Consider the following 13,473-nt stretch of genomic DNA (forward strand, 5'->3'; position numbering starts at 1 on the left):
GGGGCGCGGGGGGGGGGCGGGGGGGGGGGGGGGGGGGGGCGGGGGCGGGGCCGGGGGGGGGCCGCCCCGCCGCCGGGGCCGCGAGACACCAGGGGGCCGCGAACACGCCGCGCCGCCAGGCGCGGCAAATCGAACACAGCCACTGTAGTTTGACCTGCCGTGGGTAAAAGCAAGCGCAATAGTCCGAAGCCCGGAGGGAACCGGGCCCAGCGTCTCGCCGAGCGGCGGGCGGCACTGGAACTGCAGGCAGCGCAGTCCGGTGCGCGTCCGTTCGAAGGGCTGGCCGCGGAGTGCGATCTGGTCGCGCTGCGCGAATTCGTGCCGTCGGCGACCGCGACGCTGCCGCTGTCGTCCGATATCGCCGCGGAGCGTTCCGTCGTGCTGGCCACGGTATTGCCGGGTGCGGTCGCCGGATTGGTGCGGGCGGGCGAGCCGCCGACCGGATACGTCGCCACGCAGGTGCAATTCCAGGGTCCGGATCCGGCCGCCGATATCGCGGCGGCGATCCTGTGGACACAGTCCGCCGAACCCGGTGAATCGCTGACCGCGGCCGAGAGTGCCGAGGGCGGACCACGATTGGCCGATGTGATCGATGCGGACGCACAGCTGGAACTGACCGTGCACCAGGACTTCGACTGGTGGGTACCCGAGGGCGTGCAGCCCGATCCGCAGGTCGCCGCGACCATCGAACAGGCCAAGCAGGCGATCATGCCGTCCGCGCGTCTGGATCTCGGCCCCGATGCGGTCGGCGCGGGGTGGTGGGTCGATGCCGGTGATAAGGCACATCTGCGCTGGGTGCGCCCGGAGAACGAGGACGATCTGATGCTGGCGCTCGCGCGACTGCATGCGTCGGGCGGACTGCATCTCGGCGATGGCTCCCGTTTCGCGGGCTCGTTCCGCACGCACGGCCTGCTGGTGCCGGTGTTCGACCTGGATCCGGAACTGCATGCCAGCGAATGGACCAAGCCGGCGATCGAATTCGGGGAACGCCTGGCGGCGGCGCTGGCCGACGACACTGCGCTCTCGGCGGACGAGCGCCGTTCCCGGGATGGGCTGCGGTCGCGTCAGGTCACGCTGCGGTGATTTCAAAAAAATCACGGAGAATTTTGTGAAACACCCTCCTTTCTAATCAACCCTCGGTTAGGTTCTCTGCATCACCGAAAGCTGGTGGTGGTGAGCGAAGTCTCACCGAAAGATGAGGAAAGTAGGACCATCATGGAAGCCATTCTGGCGCTGCTCAAGACACTGCTCAGCTCCTTGAGTGCTGCATAAAGTCGAAAGGGCCGGCTCGTCGCAACGAGCCGGCCCTGATTCCGCTATGGGAATCGTGAATCAGACGCTGCCGCCCGCAGTGGACGGAGCGCCGGAAGCATCGCTCGGACCACTCATTTCACGAGCGACGAAATCCTCCAGGTCGAACAGGTTCGACCCGGCACGATCGGCAATGGTGAGCAAGGTCGTCATATTCGCGACCTCCTCCACCTGCTCCTTCAGGAACCACTGCATGAACTGTTCACCCAGGTAATCGCCCTCTTCGCGGGCGGTGCTCGCCAACTGGATGATCTGGTCGGTGACGTTCTTTTCCTGTGCGAGGGCCAGCGCGATCGGTTCGCGCGCATTCTCGAAATGCGATTTCGCGCCGTCGATGCCGGAAAGCTCGACGCTGATATCCCGGTCCAGGAAGTACTGCACGATCATCATCGCGTGATTGCGCTCTTCGACCGCCTGCGCATAGAAACGCTTGGCCAGCTGCGGCAGATCCGCATTGTCGAACCACACCGCGATCGCGATGTATTGATGCTCGGCATTGAATTCGTGCCGGATCTGATCGTGGAGCAGGCCATGAAATTTGCTGCGTGGGGACTCCGGATGGCTGGACATAGTTGCGACATTAGCGCTGGTCATGCCGCGTGTCATCCAAGTGCAGCCTTATTGAGGCTAGTATTGCCTAATTAATTCTTGGCAGCACCGGCCATTCTCGGGGCGGAAATATCGGCGCGCGGTGTGGTGCGCAGCTCGCGCGAGATGAAGTCCTCGACGTCGAACAGATCGCCCGCGGCACGGTCGATGACGGTCAGCAGGGTGGTCATCCCGGCGACGTCCTCCACCTGCTCCTTGAGGAACCACTGGATGAATTGCTCGCCGAGGTAGTCGCCGGAGGTCCGCGCGGTGCCGGCCAATTCGGTGATCTGCGCGTTGCGGGCGCGCTCGGATTCCAGCAGGAAAACGACGGCGCCGCGCGGTGATTCGAAGGTGGATTGCACGTCGTCGAGGCCGCCGACCTGCACTTGTAGATTGCGGTCCAGCAGGTACTGCACCATGCGCAGGGCGTGCGAGCGGTGCTCGGCGGATTTGCCGTAGCTGTGCCTGGCCAACTGCGGCAGGCGATTCGAATCGAAGTAGACCGCCGCCGCCAGATACTGCTGTGAGGCGGTGAAGCCACGGCGGATCTGGTCGCGCAGCAGGTCCGGGAACGGCTCGTCGGCATCGGTATCGGGCATAGGCCCGACGCTACCTCGTCAGCAGATCGTCCGGGATCGGTTGGTCCTTCGCGAGGTCGTCGAAGAATTGACCCGCACGTTGCTTATCCCACAGCAATACATTTCCGCTATCGGTGTCGGTGAAGCCGCCGATCGGGACGGTGGTCGCCACGGTATCGCCGCGCATCGCCCAGCCGAGCTGGCCGAGATTCCAGATGTGATCGCCCTTATCGACCTTCAGCGATTTCGCGGTATCTCGAGCCAGCGGCCAGAACGTGAACGGATTGGCCAGTGTGCCCGCGCCGGTCGCCTTCTTCAGCAGGGCGGCCATGAACAGGCGCTGGTTGTTCATCCGGTCGATATCCGCGAGGGCGGTCGCCCGGCTGCGGACGAAACCCAAGGCCTGCGGACCGTCCAGGGTTTGGCAGCCGGCAGCCAGATTGATGCCCGCGAGCGGATCGTCGATGGCCTTGGGTACGCATACATCGATGCCGCCGAGGGTATCGACGATGCCGGCGAAGCCGCCGAATCCGATCTGCGCGTAGTGATCGATGTGCACGCCGGTCGCGGTTTCGACGGTCTGCACCAGCAGCGGTGCGCCGCCGAAGGCGAAGGCGGCGTTGAGTTTGTCCTTGCCCTGGCCCGGAATGCTCACATACGAGTCGCGCGGCAGGCTGACCAGCGTGGTCGCACCCGATTTCGGAATGTGCACCAGCATGATCGTGTCGGTGCGCTCGGGTCCGACCTCACCGCCGGTGGCGAGTTCCTGTTCCTGATCGGCCGTGAGTCCGGCCCGGCCGTCGGAGCCGACGAGCAGCCAATTCGTGCCCGGGGTATCGCCGACGCGGTCGGAGTAGTTGGCGAGTGCATCGATCCGGTTGAGCGAACCGTCGAGTTTGATGACGGCGCCGACCACCGCGAGGACCAGCACCACCAACAGCACGAGGAACCAGCGGAACAGGTGCAGTTTGCGACGACGGCGCGGCGGGCGGGGTTCCCGGTCGCGGCGCGACGGCGGCAGTGACGGCGGCGGGGGCACCTCGCGGCGCGGGCGCAGGTTCGGCGGGTCCCGGTAGGGAACCGGCTGCTGGGGCGGCGCATAGCCGGGGACGCCGCGAGGCTGGGGTTCGTGATACGGCTGCGGCCGCTGCGTCGGCGCATGGGGTGGCCGGGAATTGCGCGGCGGCATTCGCGTTTCGGGCGGTACCTGCGAATATGCCAGTGGCGGTGCGTAATCCGACCCGTCGCGGCGGACAACCTTGGTGGGGTCGATATGCCTCGGGTTCGGACCGGGTCCGCGACGACCCGGCGGATGCGGTTCGCGCCGCTGCGGTGGCATGGACGGCGCACCGGGATTTCCGAAGGGTTGCGGCTCCCGGCGCGTCCGGTCGTAGCGCTGGGGGTCGTAGCCGTTCATCACACAGACTCTACTGTTCGAGGGCCGTCGGGGGGCTTGACGAGCGGCCGGAAGTGGGTGCGCTCGAGTGAGCGCTCGTCGATAAATTCGCCGCGCGGACCGGCGCGCGTTACGGCAACCAGGAAACGTGACCGCGTAGCAATGTATAGCCGATATAGGCGACCGCATCGATCGTCGCGTGCGCCAGCACCAGCGGCCAGAGCCGGTTGGTGCACTGCCAGAATCGGCCGAAAATCACACCCATGACCAGATTGCCGAGCCCGCCGCCCAAGCCCTGATACAGGTGGTAGCTCCCGCGCAGCAGTGCCGAGGCCAGTAGCGACCGGTTCTCCGACCAGCCGAGCCTGCGCAATCGGGTTATGAGATAGGCCACAACCAGGATCTCCTCGGCCGCCGCATTCGCACAGGCGGACACGATGAGTGCGGGCAACCGCCACCAGTGGTCACCGAGCGAACTCGGCACGATCGTCACGCTGAACCCCAGCGCATGCGCGGCCAAGTAGAGCCCGAGCCCCGGCAGCCCGATGATCGCAGCGAGGATCAGCCCCGGTAGCACATCGGAACGCCAACGGGCCCTGGCCAATCCGATCATCCGCGGCCCTATTCCACTGCGCCACAACAGATACAGCCCGAGCGCACCCCACCCGGCCAGCCGCAACGCACTGAGCAGTTGGAAGAGCAGGTCGATGGTCGATTGTGCCGCCCGCGTCGGATTCAGCGCGACGGTCTGCCCACCTACCCCGCCCGGCGACAGCGCGCTCTCGAGCAACGACAGCGCCGCATTCAACCCACTCAGCCCGAACGTCACCACCAGCACGACCAGGATCTCGAGCCGAATCCCCAGCCGCTCCCGATCGGTCGGCTCGGGCTCGTCCCACCCGGAACCGGTCTCAGCACGCATGCGTCCGAATCTATTGCCCGTGTCGCTCCGGTGGGTGCTGTGCGTGTCGCGTCGCGTTGATCAGCGGTTCGAGGTGCCGACTGCACCGCCGTCGATTGGGCTTGTTCGCCGCCGGGGTGGCCTGCTGTGTGCCCCGTTTGTTGCTGCGGACTCATCGCTGGCTGTTCGGATTCAGTCGTCGCGATCTCGGCACCTGTTGTCACAGGCTGCGGCGGCGACATTGCGGCCGCCCGGATGGTGGTCCCGTTTGATCGGCGGTTCGCGGTGCCGCAGCGAATCTGCGATGCCATCTGCATCGTCGGCGGTTCGAGATCGGTTGCTCTTGCCGCCGGGTGGCTTGCCGTTCTCGCCTCACGGGCGAGGTACGACGCTGTGGCCGCACCGGATGGTGGCCCGGTCCGGTGCGGCCGCTGGGTTGGTTCGCGTTTGCTCGGCGAGGTGCGTCGCTGCTGACGGTCGAGGCAAACGATCTTTGCTGCGCTGCACCGGGCGGGACGGGTTGCGCTGCACCGGGTTTCGGTGCCTACCGCAGGTCCGCGATCCGCATCAGATGCGGCGAAGGCCGTTCAGGAAGGGGCAGCCTGCGAGGGTGCGGACGGCGCGGCTGAGGGATTCGATGTCGTCGGCGGGGGAGTTGAAGGGGAGGCGGAAGTCGTGGTCGCCGTCGTGGCCTTCGATGCGCAGGGTCACGCCGTAGCGGTCGATGGCCAGTGGGTGCACCGTGCCGGTCTGCAGGCGCGGCGGGAGGTGCCGGGCGAGTAGGGCGATGATGTCGGCGTGGTCGGCATCCATATGCTGCAGCCAGGCAGATTCCAGTGCGCAGAACGGATCCGGTTGGGCCAGTCGGAGTTCGTCGACGCAGACGGATTCGGCGCCGGTCGAGTCGGCCACCACCGCGGAGTTGATCACCACACGCAACAGGGTCGCGCTGTGGCCGACATCGAGCAGGTCGGGATGCGGATGATCCTTGGCGACCTCGGTGGCCAGCGCCCGCAGTGCCTGCGTCGGCACCGCCCGCACCCACCCGCGCAGCCACACCAGCGCCCGCACCGGCTCCCGCAGTGGCAGCGGCGCATGATCGGTCAGCTCCAGCACTGCCGGCGCACCGCTTTCCCCCGAATTCCCGGCCAATACCGCCGCCATGGACGCGGTCGGCACCGCGATCACCGCATCCCCGCACTGGCGCACGTGATGCACCGAAATCGGCGTCGGATCAATACCCGGCATCGCCAACACCGCCTGCTCCGCATGGGCGCACGCACTCCGAACCCGCTCAGCGGTTGATGGTGCGACAGTCGGCTTCAGCATGCAGACCTCCATACGAGTCACGCGGTGCAATTAGGTTACCCTAAGCTAAGTCACGCTGTCGCTTTCCGCAACGGTTCCCTCTCCCGAATCCCGACAATTCCCGCCCTATCACCCGACCCGAGTGGGGCCGTAGGGCGGCGTGGTTACGGTGGACGTATGGCGGATGGAGTGCAGGCGGCGCATGGGGTGGCGGGAGAGCCGGTGTTGCTTTCGTTGGCGGCGCCGTCGGCGGCGCGGCGGAGTTTGGATGAGGGGCTGGTGCGGGCGGTGGGGACCGGGGCGGCCGGCGTTCGGATTCTCGACGCGGACGTGAGCGATGCGGAGATCGCCGGTTTTCTGGTCGATGTTGCGCACTCGGATGGCGGGTTCATTGCGCGCACGTCCGATGGGCAGCGCGCGCTGGCTATCGTCGCGGGAACGGTTGCGGCGTTGTGCGGTGAGGATATTCGGGCCGCGTTGGCTCGGCCCGATATCGCCTATCTGACCTCGTTGAAGCCGCCGGCGGTCGAGGCTGCGCGCAGCGTGTTGCTGGCGATCGAATCCGATGCGCCCGACGATCTAGCTGGAACTCTGAGCATCCTCCGCGCACGCAAGTAATGTCGTAACCGTGCCGCGAATCGCGTACTTCGGGCCGTCCGGAACCTTTACCGAGATGGCCCTCGCCAAGCTCGAGTCCTCGCAAGCCTTCGACGGACCGGTCGAGCGGATTGCCGCGCCCAGCCAAGGCGCGGCGCTCGACCTCATCCGGTCCGGTGACGTCGAGGGTGCCGTCGTGCCGATCGAGAGTTCGGTCGAGGGCTCCATCTCGTCGACCCTGGACTCGCTGGCCATCGGTCCGCGGCTGCAGATCATCGCCGAAACCGAGCTCGAGGTGAGCTTTGCGATCCTGGCCAGGCGGGGGACGGAGCTGGCGGATATTCGCGCCCTGGCCGCCTATCCGGTCGCCGGGGCGCAGGTGCGGCTGTGGATATCGCGCACACTGCCGAATGTCGAGATGTACACCTCGGCCTCGAATGCGGCAGCGGCCGAGGACGTCGCGGCCGGTCGTGCCGACGCCGCCGTCTCCACCGCACTGGCCGGAGAACGCCTCGGTCTGACGGCGCTGGCGTCGGGTGTCGCCGACCACGACCAGGCGATCACCCGCTTCGTGCTGGTGACCCGTCCCCGGGTCGCGCCGTCCGCAACCGGTGCGGACCGCACCTCGATCGTGCTCGAGCTACCCAACGAACCGGGCTCGCTCATGCGCGCATTCGCCGAATTCGCCACCCGTGGCATCGATCTCACCAGAATCGAATCTCGGCCCACGCGAACAGGTATGGGCACCTATCGCTTCTACCTCGACTGCGTCGGGCATATCGACGACACCGCGGTCGCCGAGGCACTCAAGGCATTGCACCGCACGGCGCGGATCCGTTTCCTCGGTTCCTGGCCCGCGACCTCGGCGACCGGAACCCCACCGCCCTCGGATGAACCGGCCGCCGAGTGGCTGACCCAATTGCGTAAGGGGGTGGCCGACCTATGACCGGCAGACTGATACTCGTTCGCCACGGCGAGACCGAAGGCAACGTAGCCAAAATCTTGGACACCCGTATCCCCGGCCTACCGCTCACCGAACGCGGTGCGGCCCAAGCGAAAACATTCGGCTCGAGTCTGTTGAGACCGCCGAAGGCACTGTTCTGCTCAGCCGCGCTGCGCGCCCGACAGACCGCCGGATACATCGAAGCGGCAACCGGCGTACCGGTCGAGGTGCTCGATGACATTCACGAAGTTCAGGTCGGCGAGATGGAGGGTCTGAACACCGAGGAAGCCCACGCGTCCTTCCAGCGGATCTACCGCGCCTGGCACGAAGGCGATCTCGCCGAACGCGTCCCCGGCGGCGAATCCGGATATGACGTCCTGGCCCGCTTCCTACCGGTTGTCGAGGACCTGCGCACCAAATACCTGGCCGACGGCAGCGACGGCGACATCCTGGTGGTCAGCCACGGTGCCGCGATGCGCTTGGTCTCCCGGAACCTCAGTGGTGTGGCACCGCCTTTCACCACCAACAACCACCTCGACAACACCGAAACCATCGAACTCGTCCCCCGCCCCGTTGGCGGCTGGGAATGCATCCGTTGGGGCCGCTTCACGCCACCCTTCGCCTACGAAGTTTCCCCTACCGCCGATGACCCGATGGGCTGAATCCCCTTGGGGCACAATGCTCCCCGCTCGCCTTCGTGTTATCGGCCAGCCTCGATATCCGAGCGGAGCTCGAGCAGATTCGCCTTCTCGGCGACGAGTCGTTCGATGGCGGTGTCCAATTGGCGTGTGCGCTCATCGATTTGCTGCAGCACGGCTTCACGATCGTCCTCGGATGCACTGGACGGGGCGGTGCACGCAATGTGCAACATCGTGTAGGACTCGGTCAGCGACAGTCCCGATGCCAGCAAGCAGCGAATATCCTTCACGGTCTTGACATCCTCGGGGCGGTAATGCCGATAGCCGTTGGGATCCCGCCGAGGCGAGAGGATACCGGCGGCCTCGTAATGACGGAGCATCCGAGGGCTCGCGCCGGTGATTCGACTCAGATCGCTGATCCGCACCCGGCAAACTCCTTGACATTGACGTTAGTGTCATACTTTAGCTTGGCCATATGACGAACGAAGACGGTCGGCCGAGCGTCGTACTAGTTGTTGCGCACCCGGATCACGACTCCGCTACCTGGGCCATTGCCAGAGAAGTTGAACAAGGCATCCAGGCGGATGGAAACACCACTGCCACAACACATGATCTGACAAAGTCGGGATTCGATCCCATCTTCGGCAAGCAGGATCTGGCGGTGCACCGGCTACGGGGCGAGGTTCCCGCCGATGTCAGGCGTGAGCAGGAATTGCTCGACTCGGCCGATGCAATCGCTCTCCTCTTCCCGGTGCACTGGTGGTCGATGCCAGCCTTGGCCAAAGGATGGATAGACCGCGTATTCGCCAGAGGCTGGGCCTACGACACCAGCTCGGAAAGCGGTCAGAGTGCAATAAGAGCTTTGCATTTCATCGCAGTTGCCGGTCTCGATGAAGGCACTTACGACCGGCGCCGATACAAGGAGGCGATGACGACCCAGATGGTGCACGGCGTTGCCGGATACTGTGGGATAGCCGAGTCATCCATCAAGTTTCTCTACGGCACCGAGACCGACGACCCGCGAGTTCACGAACAGTTGATCGACCAGGCATACCGGATCGGTGCCGATCTGGCGCAGCGGGCGCAATCGGCTCGAGATCAGGAAGCGGCATAGCGGGCATTACTTCCCAGCGGATGCGCCCTCATTTTAACGTCGGACTTCTCGGAAACTCTTCCCGCTCCGGCAAGGAATGAATCAGATCCTCCACGGCGGCGCGCAGGCGGGCGGGCGTACCGCTGGCCAGTGACGACCACTTGGTGCCGTCGTCGGCGACACTCGCCGTCGAGATGAATCGCCCGTTGCGCGTGTTGAACACGGCGATGTGCTTGTCGACGATGTCGCGGGTGCCGTCTCCGTACAGCACGGCGCTGATCTGCGCATGCGAATGGATTTCGACCACGGCCGAGGCGAGGGTTTGCGCGTCTTGGGCGGGATTGCCGACCTTTGCCAGTCTTTCGGCGGTGGCACTGGCATCGCCGAGGTCCTCGAAGATCGTGGCAAGCTCCTCGGTCGGTGCGTTCATGCCGTAGAGCTCGAGTGGCGCAGCCGTGCCGAGCGCCGCTATCACGGTGCCGGCCAGGTCGATTCCCACTTCGTCGATCACATACGAGTCCTGCCCGCGAAGGGCGACGACGGAAATGTCGTCGCTCTTCGCCAGGCAGAAACGACTCACGTACCCCTCGACGATCAGCCGCATGGTGACAATCCAGTGCGGCCGGTTCAGCACCCGCAGCCGGTCCTCCAAGTCGGGCTGAACCATGTTGTCGATCAGCAGGTCTCGTTGTTCGAGCGACTCGGCCGCGTCGGCCATTGCTGCCTGATGCGCGGGCACGCTGTCGAAGCGGGCGTATGCGTTCAGCACAACCGGAAGGTCATCGAGATCCAGCTTCTCGCGGAGAAACTGGATCTCGTCGCGCGACAGCACAACCGCCTCGAGTGCGGACGACCCACCACTGGTACCGAGGACGGTCACCCAACCGTCCCGGCATTGGCGCCGATCACCCCGTCGGCGGCGAAGCGGCCGTCGGTGAAGTGATCGGACCGCAGGTCGACCTTGCTGTCGTGCTCGTCCTCGTCGTCCTCGGCGCCCCGGGCCTGGTTCCCCAGCAGCGGGTTGCCCGCGCTGCTGTTGCTCGACCGGGCCGGTGCGGCTTCGACAGATGCGACCGTCTCGGGTGCCGATGTCGCGGTGTTGCCGCCGATGACGCTGCCCCAGCCTTCCGGCAGTTTGAGCTGGGTGCCGCCGACACCGGCGGAGGTTCCGGAGAACGAGACCGCACGGGTCGCGGCCGCACTGCCCGCCGCGGCCATCGCGCCACCCATCGCCATCGGGGCCATCGTGGTCATCGGCGTGCTTGCCGCGGCGGTGACAGCATTGGTCGCCACACTGCCGACCGTGGACACACCGGTGCTGACCACCGAACCGACTGCTTGTGCGGCCTGCGTAGCGGCACTGGCCACACCCGGGTTGGATACGAACGCCTGCACGGCGGCGACCGCCGTCGAGATCGGGTCGGTGGGCGCTCCGAACGCGGCATCGGCGTTCCCGCTCGGCTCGGCCTGGCCCGCGCCCGCCGCGATCGGCGGCGGCATCATGAACTCGGCGGGTGTGGCCACCATCGCCGAGGTCGCCGCCTCATAGGTCTCCATTACCAGCGCCGCGCGCAGATCCATGGCGTGCCTGGCGACCTCGGCGGCCTCATAGGCACCGCTGACGGCGCCGGCCGGGTTCGCCGAGGCGGCCAGTGCGGTATTGACGGCCGCGATCTCGGGCGGACTCGGCATCGCGAGCGCGGCAACGCCGTAAGCGATGACGTTCGCCGCGGCCTTACCGCCCATCGCCGCGGCCTGCACGCCCTGCTGCTCGGACCAGCCGAGGAATCCGGTCAGCTTACCGAGTGCGGCGATACCGTTGATGCCCTGCATGCCGACGCCGAGCTCGGCCATGACGCGGGCAACGGTGGTCGTCGCGTCGACCCAGGCGGCGGTGAGTGCACCCCACGCGGTAGCGGCGGCCGAAATCGGGATCGCGTGTGCGCCCGCGTGAAGGGTGGCCGAGTTGACTTCGGATGGCCGGGCGACCCACAGGACCCCGGTGACTCCTGCAACCATGCTTTAACTCCCCTGAATGTCTGAATGGTGGTTGAGGATAACCGTGCGGACTAGACCTGAATAGCGTTGACTCCGGCGGCGCGTACGACGTCGCCGGCGATGTGCTGGGCCAGCTGCATACGCAGTGTCTGGGCAGCATGGTGCAGTTCGAGAATGCCCTGCGCTATGGAATGATCGTGGGTCACCGCGCCCTGGTTGAAGTGGCTGGCGGATACGATCGACACTTCTTCGGCACCGGACGGAATCACGTGCGTCGCCGGCGCGGTGATCATGGACGCTGCGGAAAGCCGCTCGGCGACCAGATCGAGTTCGGCCGCGGCCGCGAGAATGGCCTCCGGCGAGATCAGTACATGTCCAACCATGACTCGACTCCTTCTAGTGGCTGTGGGGCGGAACCACGAGAATTCCCCCTTCGAGTGATAGGACGCGACAGCAACGCGATCGGTTCCATCGAATCCCCAAGTTTCTTACGGTCATCCGTGCTGGTTTCGCGCTCGTCGAGCCGAGCCCGAAATACAGCTTGGATAAGACTAGCCCCATCCCAGCTCATGCAACCGGTCTTCGTCAATGCCGAAATAGTGTGCAATCTCATGGATCACAGTGATCGCGACCTCCTCGACGACCTCGCGCTCATCGTCGCAGACGTCGAGAATCGCCTCGCGATAGATGGTTACGGTGTCGGGTAGCGAGCCACCGTAGTGACTGTCGCGTTCGGTCAACGCGATTCCGTGATAGAGCCCGAGCAGATGTGGATCCTCCGGATTGCGCGGTTCGATCAGCACGACCACATTGTCGATGGCGCGGGCCAACTCCGGCGGAATGAGATCGAGTGCATCGCCGACCAGCTCCTCGAACCGGTCCGCGGACATGGTCACCGCCATCAGCGCGGTTGCGGCTGTGGTGGCAGCGGTGCGGCGCCGGGCAGCGGGGCGGGCGTGGAGCGTCCGGAATTCGGCGGCGGCACCGGAGCCTGGCCGTTGATCAGGATGTCGCCCTTCGCCGATCCGGTGATCGGTGCGAAACCCTCACGGTCGGTGCCCTTTCCGATCATGCAGTCCAATTTGCGGCTGCCCGCCAGCCAGCTGCGCGCGTCGAGGTAGTCGAAGAACAGCGTCAGCGTCTTATTGCGCACCGCGTCGGGTGAGCCGAGGTAGTCGTTGGCCGCCCTGGCGCACTCGTCCTCCATGAACTTGTCCTGGTCGTCCTTGGTGGGCGGGCCGCCGGAAAAGTGCTGGCCGAGGTCGACGGTGGACACGATCTCGACGGCATGCGCCTGCGCGCAATCCACCGGATCGGTGGGCAGGTTCTGATTGATGCCCAGGCAGGTGCCGGGCTCGAAGACCTTCGACTGATCGTGCTCGGTAGCGGCGCCGGTGGTCGGCAGCGGAGTGCCGGTGCTACCGGAGAACTGGAGTCCGCAGCGCAGTATTCGATCGCCGTGCTTCCACCCGTCCGGACTCGGGTACATCAGGCCGACGACATAGCGGCCGCGCGGATCGAACTTGCCGTTCAGATACTGCTCGACGGCCGGGTTGCAGTGCTCTTCCTTGAGTTCGGTCAGCCGCAGCGAGTCCGGAAAGCGTGAGCCGGGACCGAATTCCACGCCGGGATATTTGGTCATATCGACATCGGCCGCGACCTCGAACAGATGCTTGTTCGAACAGGCGACCTTCACCAGATCGCCGCGGTCCTGTTTGCTCCAGCTGAGGCAGTCGCCCCTGGCCGCGGTGCCGAACTCCTTGTCCAGGGCGGTCTGGCCGGGCGAACCGGGATTGTGCGCCTCCAGACCCTTGTCGTTGTCGTAGCCGGTGATGAACAGACCGACCAGCGAGATGATGACGGCGCCGGCCGCCGCCGCGAGCAATACCCAACGCAGCTTCGGCGCGGACAGATGCAGCTTGCCGTCGGCGACGGCGTCGCGGTCGATGATCACCGACTGCGGGAACGATTCCACGCGCGACGACTCGCCCGAGGGCGGCCCGGATTCGCGCGGGTCCTTGGTCACATCATCAGCAGACATCGCGACCCATCATGTCAGCGTCTGATCGCTGGTGCCACGACCTGGCCGAATCGATCCGAAGCGCCCCGGTCGTACCTA

Annotated in this window: 16 protein-coding genes; 5 read left to right on the forward strand and 11 right to left on the reverse strand. The window is 65.7% G+C overall.

From position 1 onward, the window contains the following. Nucleotides 1-159: 159 nt before the first annotated feature. Nucleotides 160-1,083 carry a DUF5926 family protein gene (locus tag ACIBW7_RS02310; protein WP_397043254.1) on the forward strand — a complete coding sequence of 308 codons (924 nt, stop codon included), beginning with the start codon at nt 160-162 and terminating at the stop codon, nt 1,081-1,083. Between the two features lie 249 nt (nt 1,084-1,332). Here the strand turns inward: ACIBW7_RS02310 and ACIBW7_RS02315 are convergent, their stop codons facing one another. The 5 genes from ACIBW7_RS02315 to ACIBW7_RS02335 all read right to left on the reverse strand — a co-directional run bounded on the left by ACIBW7_RS02315 (nt 1,333) and on the right by ACIBW7_RS02335 (nt 6,106). Then, nucleotides 1,333-1,881: a ferritin gene (locus ACIBW7_RS02315; protein WP_397043256.1), complete on the reverse strand. Its 549-nt coding sequence runs from the start codon at nt 1,879-1,881 to the stop codon at nt 1,333-1,335. A 71-nt stretch (nt 1,882-1,952) separates the two neighbouring features. Beyond that, entirely contained in the window at nt 1,953-2,501 is a 549-nt protein-coding gene (locus ACIBW7_RS02320; RefSeq protein ID WP_397043258.1) for a ferritin, read from the reverse strand. Nucleotides 2,502-2,511: 10 nt separating this feature from the next. Beyond that, nucleotides 2,512-3,897 carry an LCP family protein gene (locus ACIBW7_RS02325; protein WP_397043260.1) on the reverse strand — a complete coding sequence of 462 codons (1,386 nt, stop codon included), beginning with the start codon at nt 3,895-3,897 and terminating at the stop codon, nt 2,512-2,514. A 109-nt stretch (nt 3,898-4,006) separates the two neighbouring features. Continuing rightward, entirely contained in the window at nt 4,007-4,798 is a 792-nt protein-coding gene (locus ACIBW7_RS02330) for a CPBP family intramembrane glutamic endopeptidase (RefSeq protein ID WP_397043262.1), read from the reverse strand. Between the two features lie 546 nt (nt 4,799-5,344). After that, entirely contained in the window at nt 5,345-6,106 is a 762-nt protein-coding gene (locus ACIBW7_RS02335; RefSeq protein WP_397043264.1) for a DUF2470 domain-containing protein, read from the reverse strand. Between the two features lie 156 nt (nt 6,107-6,262). On the opposite strand from ACIBW7_RS02335, the gene ACIBW7_RS02340 reads away from it, so the two are divergent. From ACIBW7_RS02340 to ACIBW7_RS02350, 3 genes are read left to right on the forward strand one after another with little or no spacing between them, the layout of a single operon-like run. Beyond that, entirely contained in the window at nt 6,263-6,703 is a 441-nt protein-coding gene (locus tag ACIBW7_RS02340) for a hypothetical protein (RefSeq protein ID WP_397043266.1), read from the forward strand. A 10-nt stretch (nt 6,704-6,713) separates the two neighbouring features. Continuing rightward, entirely contained in the window at nt 6,714-7,628 is a 915-nt protein-coding gene (gene pheA / locus ACIBW7_RS02345) for a prephenate dehydratase (protein ID WP_397043268.1), read from the forward strand. After that, nucleotides 7,625-8,287, forward strand: a complete 663-nt coding sequence (locus tag ACIBW7_RS02350; RefSeq protein ID WP_397043269.1) for a histidine phosphatase family protein — start codon at nt 7,625-7,627, stop codon at nt 8,285-8,287. The genes pheA and ACIBW7_RS02350 overlap by 4 nt, the downstream gene beginning before the upstream one ends. A gap of 38 nt (nt 8,288-8,325) precedes the next feature. On the opposite strand, the gene ACIBW7_RS02355 is transcribed toward ACIBW7_RS02350, so the two are convergent. Continuing rightward, the gene (locus ACIBW7_RS02355; RefSeq protein WP_397043271.1) at nt 8,326-8,688 is read right to left on the reverse strand and encodes a MerR family transcriptional regulator; all 363 of its coding nucleotides are present in this window, start codon (nt 8,686-8,688) and stop codon (nt 8,326-8,328) included. Nucleotides 8,689-8,738: 50 nt separating this feature from the next. Between ACIBW7_RS02355 and ACIBW7_RS02360 the strand changes: the two genes are divergently transcribed. Then, entirely contained in the window at nt 8,739-9,377 is a 639-nt protein-coding gene (locus ACIBW7_RS02360) for an NAD(P)H-dependent oxidoreductase (RefSeq protein ID WP_397043273.1), read from the forward strand. A 28-nt stretch (nt 9,378-9,405) separates the two neighbouring features. Here ACIBW7_RS02360 and ACIBW7_RS02365 read toward each other — a convergent pair whose 3' ends face one another. The 5 genes from ACIBW7_RS02365 to ACIBW7_RS02385 all read right to left on the reverse strand — a co-directional run bounded on the left by ACIBW7_RS02365 (nt 9,406) and on the right by ACIBW7_RS02385 (nt 13,395). After that, nucleotides 9,406-10,188: an ESX secretion-associated protein EspG gene (locus ACIBW7_RS02365; protein ID WP_397043274.1), complete on the reverse strand. Its 783-nt coding sequence runs from the start codon at nt 10,186-10,188 to the stop codon at nt 9,406-9,408. A 44-nt stretch (nt 10,189-10,232) separates the two neighbouring features. Beyond that, the gene (locus ACIBW7_RS02370) at nt 10,233-11,375 is read right to left on the reverse strand and encodes a PPE family protein (protein ID WP_397043276.1); all 1,143 of its coding nucleotides are present in this window, start codon (nt 11,373-11,375) and stop codon (nt 10,233-10,235) included. Nucleotides 11,376-11,425: 50 nt separating this feature from the next. Next, the gene (locus tag ACIBW7_RS02375; protein WP_040685745.1) at nt 11,426-11,737 is read right to left on the reverse strand and encodes a PE family protein; all 312 of its coding nucleotides are present in this window, start codon (nt 11,735-11,737) and stop codon (nt 11,426-11,428) included. A 168-nt stretch (nt 11,738-11,905) separates the two neighbouring features. Continuing rightward, nucleotides 11,906-12,256, reverse strand: coding sequence for a metallopeptidase family protein (locus ACIBW7_RS02380; protein WP_397043278.1), 351 nt, complete (start codon nt 12,254-12,256; stop codon nt 11,906-11,908). Beyond that, nucleotides 12,256-13,395 carry a septum formation family protein gene (locus tag ACIBW7_RS02385; protein ID WP_397043280.1) on the reverse strand — a complete coding sequence of 380 codons (1,140 nt, stop codon included), beginning with the start codon at nt 13,393-13,395 and terminating at the stop codon, nt 12,256-12,258. The genes ACIBW7_RS02380 and ACIBW7_RS02385 overlap by 1 nt, the downstream gene beginning before the upstream one ends. Nucleotides 13,396-13,473 lie beyond the last annotated feature (78 nt).

It is taken from the genome of Nocardia sp. NPDC049526 (assembly GCF_044465765.1).
GTDB lineage: Bacteria > Actinomycetota > Actinomycetes > Mycobacteriales > Mycobacteriaceae > Nocardia.

Coding starts and splice junctions, on each gene's coding strand:
- ACIBW7_RS02315 (WP_397043256.1), bottom strand. CDS start 1,881: ATGTCCAGCCATCCGGAGTCCCCACGCAGCAAATTTCATGGCCTGCTC.
- ACIBW7_RS02320 (WP_397043258.1), bottom strand. CDS start 2,501: ATGCCCGATACCGATGCCGACGAGCCGTTCCCGGACCTGCTGCGCGAC.
- ACIBW7_RS02325 (WP_397043260.1), bottom strand. CDS start 3,897: ATGAACGGCTACGACCCCCAGCGCTACGACCGGACGCGCCGGGAGCCG.
- ACIBW7_RS02330 (WP_397043262.1), bottom strand. CDS start 4,798: ATGCGTGCTGAGACCGGTTCCGGGTGGGACGAGCCCGAGCCGACCGAT.
- ACIBW7_RS02335 (WP_397043264.1), bottom strand. CDS start 6,106: ATGCTGAAGCCGACTGTCGCACCATCAACCGCTGAGCGGGTTCGGAGT.
- ACIBW7_RS02340 (WP_397043266.1), top strand. CDS start 6,263: ATGGCGGATGGAGTGCAGGCGGCGCATGGGGTGGCGGGAGAGCCGGTG.
- ACIBW7_RS02350 (WP_397043269.1), top strand. CDS start 7,625: ATGACCGGCAGACTGATACTCGTTCGCCACGGCGAGACCGAAGGCAAC.
- ACIBW7_RS02360 (WP_397043273.1), top strand. CDS start 8,739: ATGACGAACGAAGACGGTCGGCCGAGCGTCGTACTAGTTGTTGCGCAC.
- ACIBW7_RS02370 (WP_397043276.1), bottom strand. CDS start 11,375: ATGGTTGCAGGAGTCACCGGGGTCCTGTGGGTCGCCCGGCCATCCGAA.
- ACIBW7_RS02375 (WP_040685745.1), bottom strand. CDS start 11,737: ATGGTTGGACATGTACTGATCTCGCCGGAGGCCATTCTCGCGGCCGCG.
- ACIBW7_RS02380 (WP_397043278.1), bottom strand. CDS start 12,256: ATGGCGGTGACCATGTCCGCGGACCGGTTCGAGGAGCTGGTCGGCGAT.
- ACIBW7_RS02385 (WP_397043280.1), bottom strand. CDS start 13,395: ATGTCTGCTGATGATGTGACCAAGGACCCGCGCGAATCCGGGCCGCCC.